Source organism: Streptomyces solincola, assembly GCF_002982015.1.
In the GTDB taxonomy this organism is placed as follows: Bacteria; Actinomycetota; Actinomycetes; order Streptomycetales; family Streptomycetaceae; genus Streptomyces; species Streptomyces solincola.
Map to the genome: position 1 here is coordinate 1 of NZ_PVLV01000218.1, position 19,196 is coordinate 19,196.

At 75.1% G+C, this 19,196-nt stretch carries 22 protein-coding genes and 1 pseudogene; 10 read left to right on the forward strand and 13 right to left on the reverse strand.

Features of this window, described 5'->3' with window-relative positions; translation table 11 throughout:
* On the reverse strand, window positions 1-640 hold a 640-nt coding region (locus C6N75_RS15535; protein WP_105869501.1), incomplete at its 3' end, for an anti-sigma factor family protein.
* The gene (gene sigE, locus C6N75_RS15540; RefSeq protein WP_181160480.1) at window positions 637-1,404 is read right to left on the reverse strand and encodes an RNA polymerase sigma factor SigE; all 768 of its coding nucleotides are present in this window, start codon (window positions 1,402-1,404) and stop codon (window positions 637-639) included. The genes sigE and C6N75_RS15535, both read right to left, overlap by 4 nt.
* Before the next feature lie 211 nt (window positions 1,405-1,615).
* Here sigE and C6N75_RS15545 point away from each other — a divergent pair, with 211 nt between their 5' ends.
* Entirely contained in the window at window positions 1,616-2,254 is a 639-nt protein-coding gene (locus tag C6N75_RS15545) for an O-methyltransferase (RefSeq protein ID WP_105869519.1), read from the forward strand.
* 282 nt (window positions 2,255-2,536) lie between these two features.
* Here the strand turns inward: C6N75_RS15545 and C6N75_RS15550 are convergent, their stop codons facing one another.
* Window positions 2,537-2,704, reverse strand: coding sequence for a DUF3117 domain-containing protein (locus tag C6N75_RS15550; protein ID WP_181160481.1), 168 nt, complete (start codon window positions 2,702-2,704; stop codon window positions 2,537-2,539).
* A 349-nt stretch (window positions 2,705-3,053) separates the two neighbouring features.
* Between C6N75_RS15550 and chcB the strand changes: the two genes are divergently transcribed.
* Window positions 3,054-3,842, forward strand: coding sequence for a 2-cyclohexenylcarbonyl CoA isomerase (gene chcB / locus C6N75_RS15555; protein WP_105869503.1), 789 nt, complete (start codon window positions 3,054-3,056; stop codon window positions 3,840-3,842).
* Between the two features lie 42 nt (window positions 3,843-3,884).
* Here chcB and C6N75_RS15560 read toward each other — a convergent pair whose 3' ends face one another.
* Together C6N75_RS15560 and C6N75_RS15565 are read right to left on the reverse strand one after the other, a co-directional pair.
* Entirely contained in the window at window positions 3,885-4,475 is a 591-nt protein-coding gene (locus C6N75_RS15560) for a DNA-3-methyladenine glycosylase I (protein WP_105869504.1), read from the reverse strand.
* Window positions 4,472-4,873, reverse strand: coding sequence for a hypothetical protein (locus C6N75_RS15565; protein WP_105869505.1), 402 nt, complete (start codon window positions 4,871-4,873; stop codon window positions 4,472-4,474). The genes C6N75_RS15560 and C6N75_RS15565 overlap by 4 nt, the downstream gene beginning before the upstream one ends.
* A gap of 146 nt (window positions 4,874-5,019) precedes the next feature.
* On the opposite strand from C6N75_RS15565, the gene folP reads away from it, so the two are divergent.
* On the forward strand, window positions 5,020-5,880 hold the full coding sequence (folP, locus tag C6N75_RS15570) for a dihydropteroate synthase (RefSeq protein WP_105869506.1): 861 nt from the start codon (window positions 5,020-5,022) through the stop codon (window positions 5,878-5,880).
* Between the two features lie 16 nt (window positions 5,881-5,896).
* Here folP and C6N75_RS15575 read toward each other — a convergent pair whose 3' ends face one another.
* Window positions 5,897-6,670, reverse strand: coding sequence for an LOG family protein (locus C6N75_RS15575; protein ID WP_105869507.1), 774 nt, complete (start codon window positions 6,668-6,670; stop codon window positions 5,897-5,899).
* Between the two features lie 105 nt (window positions 6,671-6,775).
* Window positions 6,776-7,876: a succinyl-diaminopimelate desuccinylase gene (dapE, locus tag C6N75_RS15580; protein WP_105869508.1), complete on the reverse strand. Its 1,101-nt coding sequence runs from the start codon at window positions 7,874-7,876 to the stop codon at window positions 6,776-6,778.
* 39 nt (window positions 7,877-7,915) lie between these two features.
* Here dapE and C6N75_RS15585 point away from each other — a divergent pair, with 39 nt between their 5' ends.
* Both C6N75_RS15585 and C6N75_RS15590 read left to right on the forward strand, forming a co-directional pair.
* Window positions 7,916-8,860 (forward strand): hypothetical protein, encoded by a 945-nt coding sequence (locus tag C6N75_RS15585; RefSeq protein ID WP_105869509.1) that lies wholly within the window; start codon window positions 7,916-7,918, stop codon window positions 8,858-8,860.
* A gap of 334 nt (window positions 8,861-9,194) precedes the next feature.
* The gene (locus tag C6N75_RS15590) at window positions 9,195-9,644 is read left to right on the forward strand and encodes an ATP-binding protein (protein ID WP_105869510.1); all 450 of its coding nucleotides are present in this window, start codon (window positions 9,195-9,197) and stop codon (window positions 9,642-9,644) included.
* A gap of 77 nt (window positions 9,645-9,721) precedes the next feature.
* On the opposite strand, the gene dapC is transcribed toward C6N75_RS15590, so the two are convergent.
* Together dapC and fdxA are read right to left on the reverse strand one after the other, a co-directional pair.
* The gene (gene dapC / locus C6N75_RS15595; protein WP_181160482.1) at window positions 9,722-10,828 is read right to left on the reverse strand and encodes a succinyldiaminopimelate transaminase; all 1,107 of its coding nucleotides are present in this window, start codon (window positions 10,826-10,828) and stop codon (window positions 9,722-9,724) included.
* Window positions 10,829-10,955: 127 nt separating this feature from the next.
* Window positions 10,956-11,276: a ferredoxin gene (gene fdxA, locus C6N75_RS15600; RefSeq protein ID WP_105869511.1), complete on the reverse strand. Its 321-nt coding sequence runs from the start codon at window positions 11,274-11,276 to the stop codon at window positions 10,956-10,958.
* A 113-nt stretch (window positions 11,277-11,389) separates the two neighbouring features.
* Between fdxA and C6N75_RS15605 the strand changes: the two genes are divergently transcribed.
* Together C6N75_RS15605 and C6N75_RS15610 are read left to right on the forward strand one after the other, a co-directional pair.
* Window positions 11,390-12,424 (forward strand): GNAT family N-acetyltransferase, encoded by a 1,035-nt coding sequence (locus C6N75_RS15605; RefSeq protein WP_105869512.1) that lies wholly within the window; start codon window positions 11,390-11,392, stop codon window positions 12,422-12,424.
* Between the two features lie 5 nt (window positions 12,425-12,429).
* Window positions 12,430-13,254: a transglutaminase family protein gene (locus C6N75_RS15610; protein WP_105869513.1), complete on the forward strand. Its 825-nt coding sequence runs from the start codon at window positions 12,430-12,432 to the stop codon at window positions 13,252-13,254.
* Window positions 13,255-13,303: 49 nt separating this feature from the next.
* Here C6N75_RS15610 and C6N75_RS15615 read toward each other — a convergent pair whose 3' ends face one another.
* Together C6N75_RS15615 and C6N75_RS15620 are read right to left on the reverse strand one after the other, a co-directional pair.
* Window positions 13,304-14,023 carry a PepSY domain-containing protein gene (locus C6N75_RS15615; RefSeq protein ID WP_105869514.1) on the reverse strand — a complete coding sequence of 240 codons (720 nt, stop codon included), beginning with the start codon at window positions 14,021-14,023 and terminating at the stop codon, window positions 13,304-13,306.
* A gap of 82 nt (window positions 14,024-14,105) precedes the next feature.
* Window positions 14,106-15,368 carry a phospholipase D-like domain-containing protein gene (locus C6N75_RS15620; RefSeq protein WP_105869515.1) on the reverse strand — a complete coding sequence of 421 codons (1,263 nt, stop codon included), beginning with the start codon at window positions 15,366-15,368 and terminating at the stop codon, window positions 14,106-14,108.
* Between the two features lie 117 nt (window positions 15,369-15,485).
* Between C6N75_RS15620 and C6N75_RS15625 the strand changes: the two genes are divergently transcribed.
* Window positions 15,486-15,728, forward strand: coding sequence for a DUF6411 family protein (locus C6N75_RS15625; protein ID WP_105869516.1), 243 nt, complete (start codon window positions 15,486-15,488; stop codon window positions 15,726-15,728).
* A gap of 159 nt (window positions 15,729-15,887) precedes the next feature.
* Here C6N75_RS15625 and C6N75_RS15630 read toward each other — a convergent pair whose 3' ends face one another.
* Entirely contained in the window at window positions 15,888-16,571 is a 684-nt protein-coding gene (locus tag C6N75_RS15630) for a type III effector protein (RefSeq protein WP_105869517.1), read from the reverse strand.
* 126 nt (window positions 16,572-16,697) lie between these two features.
* Between C6N75_RS15630 and C6N75_RS15635 the strand changes: the two genes are divergently transcribed.
* Together C6N75_RS15635 and C6N75_RS15640 are read left to right on the forward strand one after the other, a co-directional pair.
* The gene (locus C6N75_RS15635) at window positions 16,698-17,132 is read left to right on the forward strand and encodes an Hsp20/alpha crystallin family protein (RefSeq protein ID WP_105869522.1); all 435 of its coding nucleotides are present in this window, start codon (window positions 16,698-16,700) and stop codon (window positions 17,130-17,132) included.
* Between the two features lie 97 nt (window positions 17,133-17,229).
* The gene (locus C6N75_RS15640) at window positions 17,230-17,694 is read left to right on the forward strand and encodes a DUF2267 domain-containing protein (RefSeq protein WP_105869518.1); all 465 of its coding nucleotides are present in this window, start codon (window positions 17,230-17,232) and stop codon (window positions 17,692-17,694) included.
* Between the two features lie 96 nt (window positions 17,695-17,790).
* Here C6N75_RS15640 and C6N75_RS15645 read toward each other — a convergent pair.
* Window positions 17,791-19,196, reverse strand: a pseudogene (locus C6N75_RS15645) (hypothetical protein); the annotation flags it as partial.

Below are 19,196 nucleotides of genomic sequence, written 5' to 3' on the forward strand. Positions count from 1 at the left end.
AGCGCTCGGCGGGCGCGGGCGGGCCGCCGCGCCGCCGGGACGGGTCGCCGCCCGGGGACTGGCCGGGCGCGCGCGCCGGGGTGACGTTGTTCCCGCTGCCCTCGCCGCGGGTGTCGACGGGGGCGGCGGCCGGGAAGGCGCCGCCGAGGGCGATGGCCGCGAAGGACACCGCGCTGGCGGCGGCGAACGCGAACCGGCGGCCGCGCCAGTGCGAGCGCTCCGCCTCGCGGCGCGCCACCTCGTGGATGGGGAAGCCCTCGCCGCGGCCGCCGGGGAGGGTGGTGGCCGCGTAGTCCAGCGGGCGCGGTCTCGTGCCGTATCCGCGGCTCCGGGGCCGGTCGGTGGCGAAGGGACCGGGCGCGGAGCCGAACGGGCCGGGGGGCTGGTCGTCGTCGCCGGGGGCGCCGCCGGGCAGCCCCTGGAGGCGGGCCAGCAGCCCTTCGGACGGCGGCGGGGGCGCGGCCTGGGCGAAGACGCTCTTCAGCTTGCGCTGGGCGTCGGCCTCGGCCTTGCAGCGGGGGCAGGTCGCCAGGTGGGCGAGGACCCGCTCGCGGGCGTCGTGGCCCAGCTCGCCGTCGACGAGGGCGGCCAGCCGGTCTCCGAGGTGCGCTTCGGCAGGGGTCGGTCCTGTGCCGCTCACGCCGTACCGCCCTCCCCCCCGACGGCGGCGAAGGCCCGCTGCTCCGCCCGTGCCTCGGGCGAGCGGTGCTGGAGCGCCTTGCGCAGGTGGGAGCGGCCGCGGTGGATGCGGCTGCGGACGGTGCCGAGCTTCACGCCCAGGGTCGCGGCGATCTCCTCGTAGGACAGGCCCTCGATGTCGCAGAGCACCACGGCGGCGCGGAACTCCGGCGCCAGGGTGTCCAGCGCCTGCTGGACGTCGGCGTCGAAGTGGGTGTCGTGGAAGATCTGCTGGGCGTCGGGCTCCCTGCTGGGCAGCCGCTCGGCCGCGTCGTCGCCGAGCGCGTCGAAGCGGATGCGCTGCTTGCGGCGGACCATGTCCAGGAAGAGGTTCGTGGTGATGCGGTGCAGCCAGCCCTCGAAGGTGCCCGGCGTGTAGGTGGACAGCGAGCGGAAGACGCGGACGAAGACCTCCTGGGTGAGGTCTTCGGCGTCGTGCTGGTTGCCCGTCAGCCGGTAGGCGAGGCGGTAGACGCGGCCGCTGTGGGTGCTGACGATCTCCTCCCACGTCGGAGGAGTCCACGCCTGCGATTCCGCGTCCGGTGCGAAGGTCGCGGTGGTGGGCGCGGAGTCGGCGGGCTTGGGACGGTCAGCGGTCTCGGTCACGGATTTCGGCTCACCCGCCGACCCGAGGAGGCGTCGCAGCCGCGACACACCCCGGTGGCCCGCAGGCGTCGCCGCACCTCCCCTGTCGGCTCTGGTGGTGTCCAGTGGAGCCCCTACCATAGCCACCCCGTCCGTTAGCTCCGGATAAGAATCTTTACGCGCATTTGGGACGGGCTCCGGGGTGTGGGCTCGAGCGCCCTCGTGCCCCGCAGCCGGGGGCCGTACACCGCCCGCTGTCCTCACCTCTGTTGAACGCCTACTCCCATCTGCGGGTTCCCGACGCCGAACGGATACAGTCACCGTTGCCGAACCACGGGGACGGGAGAGGGTCATTACCGCCAACCGGCAGACGAGCTGGGCGTTCGCCGACGCCTTTGTCGCCGAGGACGAAGCACTGCGCTGGGCCCGGGACCGGGCCCGCGAGGCAGGGCTGCCCTCGGTGTCCCCGGGCACCGGCGCCGCGCTGCGGCTGCTGGCGGCGGCGGCGGACGCGAAGGCGGTGGCCGAGATCGGCACCGGTACCGGGGTGTCCGGGATCTACCTGCTGGAGGGGATGCGCGCGGACGGCGTGCTCACCACGGTGGACCCCGAGCCGGAGCGGCAGCAGTTCGCCCGGCAGGCGTTCCGGGCGGCCGGGTTCGCCGGCAACCGGGCGCGGTTCATCCCCGGGCGGGCGCTGGACGTGCTGCCGCGGCTGGCCGACGGCGGTTACGACCTGGTGTTCTGCGACGGTGACCGCACGGAGAGCCTGGACTATCTCGCTGAATCGTTGCGCCTGCTGCGGCCGGGGGGCCTGGTGTGCTTCGAGGGCGTCTTCGCGGACGGCCGCACGGTCGACTCGGCGGCCCAGCCGGCCGAGGTGCTGCGGCTGCGGGAGCTGCTGCGGGCGGTGCGCGAGAGCCGGGAGCTGCTGCCCGCCCTGCTCCCGGTCGGCGACGGCCTCCTGTGCGCCGTCCGCCGCGGAAGCTGACCGCCACCCGTCAGCACGGCCCACCCCCGGGTGGCGAGTGAGCCGAAGGGCGCGCCGACGTCGGGAAGGAGTCGCGCGCGCAGGGAGTGGTGAGCGGGCGACTGAGCACGGCGACTGCCGACATCGGCTTCCGGCGCCCGGTGGGGGTCCCCCGGACGGAGTCTGGGGGGAGCGAACCGAGCCCGGAGAAGAACGACAAACCGCCCCGGCTCGGTGTGTCACCGTGCCGGGGCGGTCCCACAGGAGTGGGCGCTGTCCGGGGTTCCGCGGAGGCGTCGAGGCTCAGACGACGACGTTGTTGAGCGCGTCGCCGAGGGCGCGAGCCTCGTCCGGGGTCAGCTCGACGACAAGCCGACCGCCGCCTTCGAGCGGAACGCGCATGACGATGCCCCGCCCCTCCTTGGTCACCTCGAGCGGGCCGTCGCCCGTCCGCGGCTTCATGGCCGCCATGCTCGTTCCCCTTCCTGAAACCAGCTCATCGTCAGCCGACGGCCCTCTGGCATGGGCACACGTCACCGGCATCGAACACCTTGCTACTCGCTCATTATCCCGCATGGCCACACCCGATGACCAACATCGGTCGGCATCGCTTGGGCAACGCGCTCTCGCAAAACCGTCCATTTCGGCGATCCGGCTGCGATACTGCGCCCCCGCCGGGCTCCCGCCGGGCCCGTCGCCTTTGACGCAGGTCACACCGAGGCCGCCGGGGCGGCGTACCGCCGGGAGTTGATCTCCGCCATGCTGGGCGGTGTCCTGGCGGCGACACACCGCCGTCACCGAGCGAGGGGACCGACGATCCATGGCCGACACCGTGCTGTACGACGTGACCGACGGACTGGCGACGATCACGCTGAACCGTCCGGAGGCGATGAACGCGCTCAGCATCGAGGCCAAGGAGGCGCTGCGGGACACCCTGCGGCAGGCGGCCGAGGACACCGGCGTACGGGCGGTGCTGCTGACGGCCACCGGGCGGGCGTTCTGCGTGGGGCAGGACCTCAAGGAGCACATGGGGCTGCTCGCGGAGAACGCCGACTCGGTGATGACCACGGTGGCCGAGCACTACAACCCGATCGTGCGGGCCATCGCCGGCATGCCCAAGCCGGTGGTGGCCGGGGTGAACGGGGTGGCCGCGGGCGCCGGCTTCGGCTTCGCGCTGGCCGCCGACTACCGGCTGGTCGCCGACACGGCGTCCTTCACCACCGCGTTCGCCGGGGTGGCGCTGACCGCGGACTCCGGCGTCTCCTGGTCGCTGCCCCGGGTGGTGGGCCCCGGCCGCGCCGCCGACCTGCTGTTCTTCCCTCGCTCGATCCCGGCGCAGGAGGCGTACGAGCTGGGCATCGCCAACCAGGTGGTGCCGGCCGGGCAGCTGGCCGAGCGGGCGGTGGCGGTGGCCCGCACCCTGGCCGCCGGGCCGACCCTGGCCTACGCGGCGCTCAAGGAGTCCCTCGCCTACGGGGCCGGGCGCTCGCTGGACGAGGCGCTGGACAAGGAGGGCGAGCTTCAGATGCGGGCGGGCGCCTCCGCGGACCACGCCATCGCAGTGCGGGCCTTCGTCGCCAAGGAGAAGCCGGTCTACCTGGGCCGGTGAGCCACCAGGACCGGGCCGGCGGTCCGGGCCGGTCCGGTCCGGTCAGGCGGGCGGACCGCCGCGGGCGGCGCAGTCCGCGAGGTGGTCGTCGACCAGCCCGCAGGCCTGCATCAGGGCGTAGGCGGTGGTGGGGCCGACGAACCGCACGCCGCGGCGCTTCAGCTCCTTGGACAGCGCGGTGGACTCCGACGTCACCGCGGGCACGTCGGCGAGCGTGCGCGGGGCCGGGCGGGCGGCCGGGTCGGGGGCGTACGACCAGATCAGCGCGTCCAGTTCGCCGGGCTCCCAGTCGGCGAGCCGCCGGGCGTTGTCCAGGCAGGCGTCGATCTTGGCGCGGTTGCGGATGATGCCGGTGTCGGCGAGCAGGCGCTCCCGGTCGGTGTCGGTGAAGGCGGCGACCTCGGGAATGCGGAAGCCGGCGAAGGCGCTGCGGAAGCCCTCCCGGCGGCGCAGGATGGTGATCCAGGACAGCCCGGACTGGAACGCCTCCAGCGACAGCCGCTCGTACAGGGCGTCGTCGCCGCGCACCGGGCGGCCCCACTCCTCGTCGTGGTAGCGGGTGTAGTCCTCGCTGCTGATCCCCCAGGGGCAGCGCGGGCGGCCGTCCGGGCCGGGCACGGCCCCGCCGGTCACCGGTCCTCCCCGCGCTCGCCGGACCCGTCCGGCAGGTCGCCCGGCCGGTCGGCGGGCGGCTCGTCGAACATGCCGGGGGCGCCGGGGCGGTCGGCGGCGGTGGCCTGGGCGCCGGCGAGGGCGGCTTCGAGGTGCGCGATCCGGGCGTCCCGCTCGGCCAGTTCCGCGCCGAGGCGGCCCAGCACGTCGTCCACGTCGCCCATCCGGTAGCCCCGGGCGGCCACCGGCAGCCGCAGCTCCTCGATGTCGGCGCGGGCCACCGGCCGGGTCAGCGGCAGCGGGTCGGTCAGGTGCTGGGGCGCGGCCTCGGGCAGCACGTCGCTCTCCCCGCCGCCGACGACCGCGAGGGTGACCGCGGCGATGACCACGACCATCGCGATCAGCAAGAACCAGAACACAGGCGTGCCTTCCCGGGGAGCGGAACCGTCTCGGCCCTGATCGTGCCATGCGCCGCCGACAACGCGGGCGGTGAGACCGGCGCACCGGCGGTTAGGGGTCCAGGCGACGGCGGCGCGAGCCGTGACGGGCGAGGGACGGGATCGGGATGCTGCGGTTGGGACGGCGGGAGTTCGCCCCGCACGAGCCGGTGGTGATGGCCATCGTGAACCGGACCCCGGACTCCTTCTACGACCAGGGCGCGACCTTCGACGACGAGCCGGCGCTCGCCCGGGTGGCCCAGGCGGTCGCCGAGGGCGCGGACATCGTGGACATCGGCGGGGTGAAGGCCGGTCCGGGCGAGGAGGTGTCCGCCGAGGAGGAGGCGCGCCGCACGGTCGGCTTCGTCTCGGAGGTGCGCCGCCGCCATCCGGACCTGGTGATCAGCGTGGACACCTGGCGGCACGAGGTCGGCGAGGCGGTCTGCGAGGCCGGCGCGGACGTGCTGAACGACGCCTGGGGCGGGGTGGACCCGAAGCTGGCGGAGGTGGCGGCCGCGTACGGGGCGGGGCTGGTGTGCACCCACGCGGGCGGCGCGGACCCGCGGACCCGGCCGCACCGGGTGGCGTACGAGGACGTGATGGCCGACGTGCTGCGGGTGACCCTGGGGCTGGCCGAGCGGGCGGTGGAGCTGGGCGTGCGGCGGGACGCCGTCATGATCGACCCGGGGCACGACTTCGGGAAGAACACCCGGCACAGCCTGGAGGCGACCCGGCGCCTGGAGGAGATGACGGCGACCGGCTGGCCGGTGCTGGTCTCGCTGTCCAACAAGGACTTCGTCGGGGAGACGCTGGACCGGCCGGTGAAGGAGCGGGTGATCGGCACCCTGGCGACCACCGCCGTCTCGGCGTGGCTGGGCGCGCAGGTGTACCGGGTGCACGAGGTGGCGGAGACCCGGCAGGTGCTGGACATGGTGGCGTCCATCGCCGGCCACCGTCCCCCGGCGGTCGCCCGCCGGGGGCTGGCCTGACGGCCGGAGACGACCGCTAGGGGGTGTTGGGGCCGGTCTCCTTGGTGACCAGGGCGACCGCCTCGTCCACGTCGTCGGTGACGTGGAACAGCAGCAGGTCCCGCTCGGACGCCTTGCCCTGGGCGACCACGGTGTTCTTCAGCCAGTCGACCAGGCCCGCCCAGTAGGCGGTGCCGAAGAGCACGATCGGGAAGCGGGTGACCTTCCGGGTCTGCACCAGGGTCAGCGCCTCGAACAGCTCGTCCAGGGTGCCCAGCCCGCCGGGCAGGACCACGAACCCCTGCGCGTACTTCACGAACATCGTCTTGCGGACGAAGAAGTACCGGAAGTTCACCCCGATGTCGACGTGCGGGTTGAGCCCCTGCTCGAAGGGCAGCTCGATGCCCAGTCCGACCGAGACGCCCCGGCCCTCCCGCGCGCCCCGGTTGGCGGCCTCCATGGCGCCCGGCCCGCCGCCGGTGATCACCGCGAATCCGGCGTCCACCAGGGCCCGGCCGATGCGGATGCCCGCGTCGTACTCCGGGCTGTCCTGCGGGGTGCGGGCGGAGCCGAAGACGCTGATGGCGCTCGGCAGTTCGGCGAGCGCGCCGAAGCCCTCGACGAACTCCGACTGGATGCGCATCACCCGCCAGGGGTCGGTGTGCACCCACTGGCTGTCGCCGCCGTCGGTGTCCAGCAGCCGCTGGTCGGTGGTGCCGGGCTGCACCTGCTCCCGGCGACGCACCACCGGACCCAGCCGCTGTTCGGCGAGCGCCCGCAGTCCTTCGGCTTCGGCCTCGGGGTATCCCATGACCTGACTCCCTCCGCTGACCTTCGTTCTCCGCCACAGGGTAGGCCGCCGAAGGTGGAGATTCGGGAAATTGCGAAGGTCAGGGAGTCGGCGGAAGCGGTGGGGTCAGGCGGTGAGCCAGTCGCGCAGCCGCCGTTCGCAGTGGGTGATCCGCTCCACGGCCACCCGCTCGTCCCGCTTGTGCGCCAGCAGCGGGTCGCCGGGGCCGTAGTTGACCGCGGGCACGCCCAGGGCGCTGAAGCGGGAGACGTCGGTCCAGCCGAACTTGGGCTTGGCGACCCCGCCGACCGCGGCCATGAAGGCGGCCGCCGCCGGGTGGGAGAGGCCGGGCAGGGCGCCGCCGGTGTGGTCGTCCACGACGATCTCCGGGACCCCGCAGTCCGCGAACACCTCGCGCACGTGGGCCTCCGCCTCGGCCATGGAACGGTCCGGCGCGTAGCGGTAGTTGACGGTGACGACGCAGGCGTCGGGGATGACGTTGGTGGCCACGGCGCCCTCGATGCCGACCGCGTTCAGGCCCTCGTGGTACTCCAGGCCGTCGATCACCGGCCGGCGCGGCTCGTACGCGGCGAGCACGGCCAGCACCGGGGCGGCGGCGTGCACCGCGTTGGACCCCATCCAGCTCCGGGCCGAGTGGGCGCGCTCGCCGGTCAGCTTCAGCTTGACCCGCAGGGTGCCCTGGCAGCCGCCCTCCACCTCGCCGTCGGAGGGCTCCAGCAGGATGGCGAAGTCGCCGGTCAGCCAGTCCGGGTGCGCCTCGGCGACGTGCCCCAGGCCGTTGAGGTGGGCGGCGACCTCCTCGTTGTCGTAGAACACGAAGGTGAGGTCGCGGTTGGGCTCGGGCACGGTGGCGGCGATCCGGAGCTGCACGGCGACCCCGGACTTCATGTCGGAGGTGCCGCAGCCCCACAGCACGCCGTCCTCGTCCAGCCTGGAGGGCACGTTGTCGGCGATGGGCACGGTGTCGATGTGCCCGGCGAGCACCACGCGCTCGGCCCGGCCCAGGTGCGTGCGGGCGACGATGTTGTTGCCGTGCCGGTCCACGGTCAGGTGCGGCAGGGCGCGCAGGGCCTCCTCGACCGCGTCGGCGAGCGGCTTCTCGGTGCCGCTGACCGACGGGAAGTCGACCAGGGCGGCGGTGAGCGCGGGGCCGTCCAGGGAGAGGTCGAGGGCCGCGGAAGCGTGGTCAGGCTGGGTGTCGGACATGGGTCCGAGCCTATCGGGGGCCTCCAGTACGGTGGCCTGGTGCCAGAGCCCAGCCTCCCCCGCCGCTCCCGCAGCCGCCGCCCGTTCCGCATCGCCGCCGCGCTGGCGGTGCTGCTGGCGCTGGCCGGATACGTCCTGGTGCAGTACCTCACCGGCGGCAAGGGCAGCCCCTCGTGCCTGGTGCGCGACGGCGGCGAGAGTTACCGGCTCAGCCCGGAGCAGGCGTCCAACGCGGCGGTGGTCTCCGCGGTGGGCACGACCCGGGGGATGCCGGAGCGGGCGGTCACCATCGCGCTGGCCACGGCGTTGCAGGAGTCGGGGCTGCGCAACATCGACTTCGGCGACCGGGACTCGCTCGGTCTGTTCCAGCAGCGGCCCTCGCAGGGCTGGGGCAGCGAGCGGCAGATCATGGACCCGGTGTACGCGTCGGGGAAGTTCTACGAGCACCTGGCCGAGGTCCCCGGCTACTCCCGGCTGCCGCTGACGGTGGCCGCGCAGCGGGTGCAGCGCAGCGGTTTCCCGCAGGCGTACGCCAAGCACGAGCCGGACGCGGCGCTGCTGGCCGCGGCGCTGACCGGGCGCACCCCGGCCGCGCTGACCTGCTCGCCGGGCGCGGAGGCGGTGCCGGCCGGCGACCCGGCCGAGGTGCGGGCCGAGCTGCGGCGGGCGTTCGGGCCGAAGGTGCTGCCGGAGCGGGGCGCCGGCTCCTCAGACGACCGGGTGGTGGCGGTGCCGGTGGGGGCGTCGGCGACCGGATCGGCCGGCCCGGGGCGGGCGGCCGGCGAGCCGGGGCCCGAGGGCTACCGGCGCGGCTGGGAGCTGGCCCACTGGGCGGTGGCCCGGGCGCACAGCCTGGGCATCTCCGAGGTGGCCTACGCGGGCCGGGTCTGGTCCGCGGACCGGGCGGCCGACGGCTGGCGCGCCCCGGACGGCGGCGCCGCGACGGAGTCGCTGCGCATCCGGGTGGCCGCGCCGGCGACGTGAGCGCGCCGGCGCGGCCACCCGGGCCGGCGTACGCGCATCGAAACGGGCCTCGGGCGTACGTGCCGGGGGTCACCCGTCCGGGGCGGACGCGGCGCGTCGGGGGGTTGCCCCGGCGGTGCGCCGGGCCGGACACCGGCCGGCGTGCTGAGCAGGGGAAGTGACGGTTCTCCGGGCGAGGCGGGGCGCGTTCCTTTGCCCGGTTTCGGACGATCCGATCATGCGACGGATTACCGACTCTTTACCTTCGCGATCCGCAACCTCCCCCCGGCATCCGGCGGTTGTCACAGCGTCCGATCGTCGGACAGGCACCAGCCGCCAACGACCAAGGAGCATCATGTCCCTCCCCCTGACCCGCCGGATCGCCCGTGCCGCGCTGCTGCTCGCCGCCGGAGCGGCCCCCGTGGTCGGTGCGGCCGGCTCCGCCGGCGCCGTGGAGCTGCCCCAGGCCACCGACCTCGGCGGGGTGTCCAGCCTGGACGCCGCCTCCGTCACCGACACGGTCGGCGGCGCCGCGCAGAACGGCACCGGCATGGCCGGCCAGGCGGGCGGCCAGGCCGTGGAGCAGGCCGTGCCGGCCGCCGGCCAGACCGTCGCCAAGGGCGCGCAGACCACCACCCCGGCCGCCCAGCAGGCCGCCGGCGACGCGGCCGGCAGCGCGGGCGAGATCGTCGGCGGCGCGGCCGGCGCCGCCCCCGTGGACGCGCTCGGCGGCGGGCTGCCCACCGCGCAGACCCTGCCCGCCACCGACGCCCTGCCGGTGCACACCCTGCCCGCGCTGGGCTGACGCCTGGCCGGAGCCACCCGAAGGGGGCCGGGGAGTGTCGCACTCCCCGGCCCCCTCGGCGTATCGCGGAGGCGCGCTCAGCCCAGGCGCTTGACCGCGGCCTCGACCCGCTCGTCGGTGGCGGTGAAGGCCACCCGCACGAAGCGGGCGCCGGCCTCGCCGTAGAAGTCGCCGGGGGCCACCAGGATGCCGCGGCCCGCCAGCTCGGCGACCGTGTCCCAGCACGGCTCGTCGCGGGTGGCCCACAGGTAGAGGCTGGCCTCGCTGTGCTCGACGCGGAAGCCGCCGCCCTCCAGCGCGGCGCGCAGGGCGGCGCGGCGGGCGGCGTAGCGGGCACGCTGCTCGGCCACATGCGCCTCGTCGCCGAGCGCGGCGACGGTGGCGGCCTGCACCGGAGCGGGCGTGATCATGCCGCCGTGCTTCCGGATCTGGAGCAGCTCGCCCAGCACGGCCGGGTCGCCGAGCAGGAACGCGGCCCGGTAGCCGGCCAGGTTGGAGCGCTTGGACAGCGAGTGGACGGCGACGATCCCCTCGTGCGAGCCGCCGCAGACGTCCGGGTGGAGCACGGAGACCGGCTCGGTCTCCCAGCCCAGCTCCAGATAGCACTCGTCGCTCAGCAGCAGCACCCCGTGCTCGCGGGCCCAGGCCACCGCCCGGGCCAGCTCGTCCTTGCCGAGCACCCGGCCGGTGGGGTTGGACGGGGAGTTGAGCCAGAGCAGCCTCAGCCCGGCCGGGTCCAGCTCGGTCGGGTCGTCGTAGGCCACCGGCTCCGCGCCGGCCAGCTTGGCGCCCACCTCGTACGTCGGGTAGGCCAGGCGCGGGTAGGCGACCTTGTCGCCCGGGCCCAGGCCCAACTGGGTGGGCAGCCAGGCGACCAGCTCCTTGGAGCCGACCACCGGCAGCACATGGCGGTGGGTGAGGCCGCGGGCGCCGAGCCGGCGCTCGCCCCAGGCGGTCAGCGCGTCCCGCAGCTCGACCGTGCCCCAGACCGTCGGATAGCCCGGCGAGTCGGCGGCCGCGGCCAGCGCCCGGCGCACCAGCTCGGGGACCGGGTCCACCGGGGTGCCGACGGACAGGTCCACGATGCCGTCCGGGTGCGCCACGGCGGTCCGCTTGTACGGCTCCAGCCGGTCCCAGGGGAAGACGGGCAGGCGGGCGGAGACGGGGGAGGACACGGTGCTCACTCTTTCGGAAGTACGGGGCCTCGGATAGGGCGTGCGCACGCGGGCAGGCGTGCGCGGGCGGTGCGGGGCGGATGCGCGCCGGTCCCGTACGGCGGGCGCCGTACGGGACCGGGGACGCGGACCGCGGTCAGCCGTTCTGCGGCGGCAGCGCGGCGACGAAGGGGTGGTCGCGCTCGATCAGGCCGAGCTTGGAGGCGCCACCGGGCGAACCGAGCTCGTCGAAGAACTCGACGTTCGCCTTGTAGTAGTCCTTCCACTCGTCGGGCGTGTCGTCCTCGTAGAAGATGGCCTCGACCGGGCACACCGGCTCGCAGGCGCCGCAGTCGACACACTCGTCGGGGTGGATGTACAGGGAGCGGGAGCCCTCGTAGATGCAGTCGACGGGGCACTCCTCGATGCACGCCTTGTCCTTGACGTCGACACAAGGCTGCGCGATGACGTAGGTCACGCTGGTCGTTCCTCCTCGGTAGGGCTGTTTGCGCGGGAGCGCGGCGTCGTCGATGCCCGCACCTAGTATCTCCGTTCTCGGCAACGAACCGAACACGAGGGGCTCGCAGACCAGTGGAATTCACCGCCAGCGGACGGCTTGAGATCCGGATAAGCGGCTCTGACCTGGGCAAAAGAGTCTCGGTCCGTCGGCTGGACGACCCGGGTGACGGCACCGGCGGGTTCACCGACACGGTCGGCGTTCTCACATCCTGGGACGAAGGCGTGCTGACCATCACCCGGCGCACCGGGGAGAGCGTCCGGATCGCGGAATCCTCGCTGGTCGCGGGCAAGGTGGTGCCGCCGGCGCCGGCCAGGCGGCGCGGCCCGGCGGCGGGCTGGGAGGAGCTGACCCGGGTGGCCGCGGGGGCCTGGCCGCCGGTGGAGTCGGCCGCGCTCGGCGCGTGGACGCTGCGGGCCGCCGGCGGCTTCACCCGGCGGGCGAACTCGGCGCTGGCGCTGGGCGACCCGGGACTGCCGCTGGACGGTGCGCTGGACGCGGTCCGCTCCTGGTACGCCGCGCGCGGGCTGCCGGCGTACGTGCAGCTCGCCACCGGCGCCGAGGACAGCCAGGAGGCGCGCTGCCTGGCGCTGGAGCGGCGCGGCTGGACCCGCGAGGTGACCGCAGGGGTGTGGACCGGAGCGCTGGCGCGGGTCGCCGACGCGGACGCGCCGGACGCGGACCTGGTGCACCTGGGCCGGGTGGTCGACGACGGGTGGCTGGCCCGCTACCAGCGTTCGCGCGAACCGGGCCCCGAGGTGCGGCGGGTGCTGGCCGGCGGGCCCTCGGTGTGGTTCGCCGCCGTGCCGGGTGACGGGGCGTCCGGCGGGGCGCCGGCGGCGATCGGGCGGTGCGTGGTGGACGGGCGGTGGGCCGGCTTCATGGCCGTGGAGGTCGCCCCGGAGCAGCGCCGACGGGGCCTGGCCACGGCCGTCATGGCCGCGCTGGCGCGGCGGGCGCTGGACGAGGGGGCGTCGGCGGCCTGGCTCCAGGTGGAGGCGGACAACCAGGCCGCGCAGGCGCTGTACGGGCGGCTGGGCTTCGCGGTCCATCACCACTACCACCACTTCTCCGACCGGTCTTTTCGGCCATCCGAAGCGGGTAGATGAGGGCCATGCACACCAGCGAGTGGCGGGAGAGGTTCGCCGAGGAGGCCCGCGCGGAGCGGCCTGACCTGGCGACGCTGTGCCTGCTGATCGGGGCGGAGGCCGATCCGGCGCTCGGGCAGTCCGGTCTGGACGAGGCCGAGATCGAGCTGGACAGGCTGGCCGGGCTGCTGCCCTTCGGGCTGGGCTCGCCGCACGCCTGGGCCGGGGCGCTGGCCGAACTGCTGGGCGGCCGGCTCGGCTTCCACGGCTCGGCCGCCGACTACCGGAAGCTGGAGTCCTCGCTGCTGCCGGCGGTGCTGCGGACCCGGCGGGGGCTGCCGATCCTGCTGTCGGTGGTCTGGATGGAGGTGGCCCGGCGGGCCGGCGCCCAGGTGTACGGGGTGGGGCTGCCGGGGCACTTCACGGTCGGCTTCGGGCCGCCGGAGGACCGGGTGCTGGCCGACCCGTTCGCCGCGGGCAGGCTGCTGACCGAGGCGGACGCGGAGCTGCTGGTGACCGGGGCGACCGGGGAGAAGCTGGAGCCGTCGATGCTGGCGCCGGCGGACCCGCTGCAGATCGTGCTGCGGGTGCTGAACAACGTCCGCACCTGGGCGGCGGCCCGTCCGGAGCGGACGGACGTGGCGCTGTGGGCGGTGGAGCTGTCGCTGCTGCTGCCGGCCCATCCGGCGCGGCTGCGCTTCGAGCGGGCGCAGTTGCTGGTGCAGCGCGGGGACTTCCTGACCGGGGCGGCGGAGATGGACGCGTACGCGGAGATCGTGGCCGCGGTCGAGCCGGGCGCCGCCGAGTCGGTCCGCCGCACCGCACGGGCGGCGCGGGCGCGGTTGAACTGACCCGGCCCCGGCCCCGGGCCCGGCCGGGGCCCGGGGCCGGGACGCGGGGTCAGTCGCGGTCGACGTCCTCGCTGACGACCTTGTTGTCGGTGGCGGAGACGCCGACGGTGGTCTTGTCCCAGTTGCCGGTGTCGACGATGTCGACCTTCCACGTCTCGTCGTCCAGCTCGGCGGCGGTGACGGTGCCCTTGGCGCGGCCCTGGGCGGTCTTCACGGCCTGCTGCGGGGTGACGGTGGCCGCCTTGAGGCGGGCCGCCAGCTCGCTCTTGTCCTCGGCGTCCTGGTCGGGCTCCGGCTCGGAGCGGATCACCTGGCCGCTGACGGCGTCCACCCACACCCGGGTGACGGTGCCGTCGGCGGCGGCGACGGTGTTGTCCCAGACCGGGGTCTGCGCGCCGGCGCTGCCGCTCGGCGAGGGGCTCGCCGGGCTGGGGCTGGCGGAGGCGTCGGGGCTGGCGGAGGCGCCGGGCGGGGCCCAGGTCAGCTCCATCTCGACCAGCTTGCTCTGCGGCACCTCGCCCAGGGCGGTGGTGGCGGCCTTGTCCCAGGTGACCTTGGCGGCCGGGACGAGCTGCTGGCGCTGGGCCTGGTCGTCGGTCAGCCGCGGCGAGGCGGAGCCGGACGGGGAGGCGCTGACGGTGCCGGTGGGCTGCGCGGGCGCGGCGGCGGTGACCCGCTCCTGCTCGGCGCCGCAGGAGGTGACCAGCAGGGCGGACGATACGGCGAGGCCGGCGGCGACGAGGCCGCGGCGGCGGAAGGGTGCGCTCATGCCCCCACCCGTAACCCGGACGCCACCGCGGCATGACCGGGCGGCCCGACAACCACCCGGAGGGCCGTACCCGGCCCCCGGATCACAGGAAGCGGCGGATGGGGACCACGCCCAGCTCGCGGACGCGCTGGCCGAGCCGGCGGCGCTTCCAGCGGCCCTCCTCCATCAGGGTGCTGTGCGCCACGTCCTCGTCGTAGTCCCGGTCCAGGCTCTGGGTGAAGCCGGCGTCCAGCACGGCGAGCATGACCTCCTCGTCGTGGTCGAGCGAGCGCCGGTTGAGGTTGGTGGAGCCGATCAGCGCGGCCACCCCGTCCACGGTGACGATCTTGGCGTGCATCATGGTCCGCTGGTACTGGTGGATGCGGACCCCGCAGGCCAGCAGGCGTTCGTAGTAGCGCTGGCCGGCGAGCTGGCAGACCCGCTTGTCGGTGTAGCGGCCGGGTAGCAGGATCTCCACCTCCACCCCCCGGGCGGCGGTGGCGCAGATCAGGTCCACGAAGAAGTCGTCGGGGGCGAAGTACGCGGTGGCCAGGCGCACCCGCTTCTCGGCGGACTCCAGGGCGACCCGCAGCAGGGTCTGCATGTCCTGCCAGCCGAAGCTGGCCGAGCCGCGCACCACCTGGACGACCGCGTCGCCCTGCGGCCGGTGCTCCACGAAGCGGTCCCGGTCGTCGAACAGCTCGTCGTGGCACTCGGCCCAGTTCTGCGCGAACGCCGCGGCGATGCCGTCCACCGCCGGGCCGCGCACCTTCACATGGGTGTCGCGCCACTCGTGCTCGTCGCGGGCGTCGCCGCACCACTCCTCCGCGATGCCGACCCCGCCGGTGAACGCCTCGCGCTCGTCGACCACCAGGACCTTGCGGTGGCAGCGGTGGTTCTGCTTGAGCGGGGAGAGGTAGAGGGGTCTGCGGAACCAGGCGACGGTGACGCCGGCCCGGTCCATCTCCCGCAGCAGGTCCTTCTCGATGAGCCGGCTGCCGAAGCCGTCCAGCAGCAGCCGCACGCGCACCCCGGAGCGGGCCCGGTCGGCGAGCGCCCGGGCGAAGTCGCGGGCGATGTCGCCCTTCCAGTAGACGAAGGTCATCATGTCGATGGTGTGCTCGGCGGAGCGGATGCTCTCCAGCATCGCGCCGAAGATCCGGTCGCCGTTGACCAGCGGGGTGACCGCGTTGCCCTCGGTGGCCGCGATGCCGATCAGCCGCTCCAGGCGCCGGCGTATCCGCTGGCTGGGGCCCGCCACGGCCTCGCCCGGCGTGTTCCCCGTGCCGTCCTCCGGGGCGCGGGACGGCGCCCCGGAGGCCTGGGTGGGGAGCGAGACGCTGGGGCTCTCGTGCTGCACGGTCATCGTCGCCTTCTCCTGTCACACGGTCGTGGGTCCGGGGCGAGACCCGCATACCCGGGGCGGCAGCGGGCAACCGCACGGCGAACCCGAGGTGACGGACCCGACTGTGAGGAGAGCGCCGTGGTCATCGCAGGCGTGGTAGCGATATGTGTCGTCCTGGCCGTTCTGGCCTTCCTGCTGCCCAGGCTGTCCCACCACCCGCAGCGCGGCACCCAGCGCACCCTGGGGCTGGGCGCGCGCGGCGCGAACAAGGCCCCGGGCCGGCTGGGCCGGTGGTTCGCCAAGCCGTTCCACAGCAGCTCCCGGGCGGTGGGCAAGAGCGGCTCGGCGGGCCGCCGGGCCCGCGGCTGGATGCCGTTCTGAGCTGACACCGCCCGCACCGCCTCGCCGCCCGCCGCGGCGCGCCGGAACCGTGGCGTCCCGACAGATCCCGGGCGCCCTGCCCGCACGAGCGGGCAGGGCGCCCGTCCGCGTGCCCCGACCGCACCGCCCCGGCCGCGCGGCGGGGCGGCGCGGCGCCGCTCAGCCCTGGCCGGAGCGCCGGTCGTCGCTGTCCCGGCGCAGCCGGTCGGTGTGCGTGGTGATGCCGTCGATGCGGGCGGCCAGCTCCGGATGGTCCGCGTCCAGGTGCGGGCGGGCGTCGGCGAGCGGGGTGACGAGACCCGCGGCGTCGTCGGCCGCCAGGGCCCGGGACAGGTCGCCCAGCGAGGCGTCCGCGGAGCCGGGCAGATCGGTCAGGGCGGTGATCTGACCGGCCAGTCGGCGCAGGTCCCCGGCGTTGTCCCGGGCCCAGGCCGAGACCGAGCGGTCGGCGGCCCGGTGGTCCCGGGTCGCCTTGACCCGCTCCTCCCCGGTGCTGCCGTCCGGGCCCGGCCGCAGGCGCAGGTAGCGCCGCTCGGCGGCCTGCCGGCTGGCGACGCCGAGCGGGCCGGCCAGCTCCGCCCAGCTCGCGCCCTCCTCCCGGGCGGCCTCGATCAGTCCGCACTCCCAGCCGGCGAGCCGCTCGCGCACCTCGCGCAGCAGGAGCAGGGCGGCCAGCGCCTGCTCCGCCGGGCTGCGGCCGTCCGGCCCGGCGGAGGGCCCGGCCGGCTCCGGTCCGGGCGGTCCGGGTGCGCCGCGCAGGGTCTGGTCCACGGCGTCGAGCGCCGCCGACGCGGCCGCCAGTGAGCCGGGGACCGGCTCACCTGACCGACGGATGCGGGACATCCACCCACCTCCTCCATGTCGTCGTTCGGATGACGTTTCCGGTTGTCGTCGTTCGGATGACATGGTACAACTGGATCCAGGTGAAGCGCATTGGCGACCCGGCCACGACCCCTGGAGGTGTTCTCGATGTTGATGCGCACTGACCCCTTCCGAGAGCTCGACCGTCTGACCCAGCAGCTCATGGGTGCGAGCGGCACCTGGTCACGCCCCTCGTCCATGCCGATGGACGCCTACCGGGAGGGCGACGAGTACGTCATCGCGCTCGATCTGCCCGGCGTGCGGGCCGACGCCATCGACGTCGACGTCGAGCGCAACATGCTGACGGTCAAGGCCGAGCGGCGCCCCGCGCCGAAGGCCGACGGCGTCCAGATGGAGCTGTCCGAGCGGCCGCTGGGCGTCTTCTCCCGGCAGCTCATGCTGGCGGACACCCTGAACACCGAGCACATCAGGGCCGACTACGACGCGGGCGTGCTGACCCTGCGCATCCCGATCGCCGAGCGCGCCAAGCCGCGCAAGGTGGCCGTCGCCGAGAGCGCCGCGCCGCGCGAGATCCGCGGCTGACCCTCCCGTCCGCCCACCGCCGCGGCTCTCCTCCCACGGCGCGCAGCGCCGCCGGGCGAGGAGAGCCGCCCGACACCGGAAAGGCACAGCACCGATCATGCTCGACCGGCACCCCGACCACCGGCCCTCGGCAGTGATGCCCTGGCAGCGGCTGCTGGAGACGGTCAGATACGAAGGGGTCTACCCCACCGCGGAGCACGCCCGCGACGTCACCCTGCGCGTCCTGGGCGCCCTCGGCCGCCAGCTCACCGGGGAGGTGCGCGTCGACCTGGCGGCCCGTCTGCCCGTCGAGGCAGCCGTGGAGTTCAGCGGCCAGGTCCCGGCGGTCGAGCCGCTCACCGGCTGGGGCTTCGTCAAGGACCTGGCCGAGCGCGGCGGCGGCTCCCTGGCCACCGCCCGCTGGGACGCCGGTACGGTCCTCACCACTCTGGCCCGGGCGCTGGACCGGGATCTGCTGACCCGGATCATCGACCAGCTCCCGGACGGCTACGCCCTGCTGTTCGGCCAGGCCCAGCTCAAGCCCCGTCCCGCCGCGCGGGACCCGCGGCTGGTGGCCGCGTAGCACGCACCGGCCCGGACAAGCCCCGGCGGACCCCGCCGGCATGCCGATGCCCCCGCCCGGTCGGGCGGGGGCATCGGCATGCCGGGCCGAGCGGGGTCAGCCCTCGCCGTCCAGGGCGATGGTCTGGGTGCGCTCGGCGGGGGTCTTGCCGAGCAGCGCCGTCTGAAGGGCGTGCGCCACGTCGTCGGCCGAGAGCTGGTGCTTCCGGCCGTCGCCCTTGGTGACCATGACGCCGTCGAAGACGCCGTCCAGCAGCTTGTCGATGGCCTTCTTGTCGTAGACCTCGACCAGCCGGCCGTCGACCGCCTTCATGGACAGGATCTGCGGCAGCGACCGGTTCGGGCCGAACTGGATCTGCCTGCCGCCGGCCTTGATGGTGACCAGGTCGGACATCGCGGGCTCGGCGAACTCCTTCATCGCCCGGTCCAGTTCGGCCTGGTCGACGGTGGGCTGCCGGGTGGTGACGGGCAGCTCGACCGGACCGGCCTGGCCGGTCTCCACCTGGGTGCGGAAGGCGTCGCGCACCGAGACCAGCGAGCGCTGCACGTCCAGCGCCTGGCCCGCCTTGCCGGGTACGGGGGTGACCTTGCCCGGGGCGAAGACGATGGTGCCCTCGGTGGCGGAGCCGGAGGAGCCGGCCAGGTCGGTCAGGGCGACGCCCAGCTTCTCCTCGTCGGTCTTGATGACCGGGTCGGCGACCCGGTCGCCGCCGAAGAGGGAACCGATGACCGACACCGGGTTGTAGTCGGCGCCCGAGGCGCCGCGGACGGTCTCCTCGGTGTCCAGGGACAGCCCGGCCCGGTCCGGGGTGAGCTGCTCCTCCTTGCCGCCGACCTTCAGCTTCAGCGGGGCGGCCGCACGCTCGCCGAAGGCGGTGTCCAGCTTGCGCACCGCCTCCTCGCTGGTGCCGCCGCCGATGTCGACGCCGAGCACCGCGGTGCCCTTGGGCACCTCGGAGTGGTTGAGCAGCAGCCCCGCGCCGTACGCCACGCCGAGCAGGCCGACCGCGCCCGCGCCCAGCAGGACCACCTTGGAGCGGCCCTTCTTCTTCGCGGGCTTGGCGCTCTGCGGGCCGGGCGTGCTCTTCTTCGGTGCGGCGGCCGGGGCGGGCCGCGGTGCCGGGGCGGGCTCGGGCGCGGCCGGGCGTCCGGGGCCGCCGTCGGCGGGCGCGCCGGGGCCGGCCGGGCAACCGGCGGCCACCCGGGCCGGGCCGGAGGCCGGGAACGGCGATCCGCGGCGGTGCTCCGGCGGCACCACCGGGATGCCGCTGGTGAGGGTGTCCCCGGAGACGTGGCCGCCGGCCGGGGGCGGCCCGGGGGCGGGCTGCTGCGGGGTGAGGATCGCGGTGTCGTCCGAGCGGCGCGGCGGCGGCGTCATCGCGCCGGGCGCGGGGCCGGTGGTCGGCCCGGCCGGGAAGCCGAGGTCGCCCGGGGCGGGCGCGGGCGCGTCCGCCGCGTCGGAGAAGGACGGCAGGCCGGGGGCGCCGCCCCGCCGTACTTCTC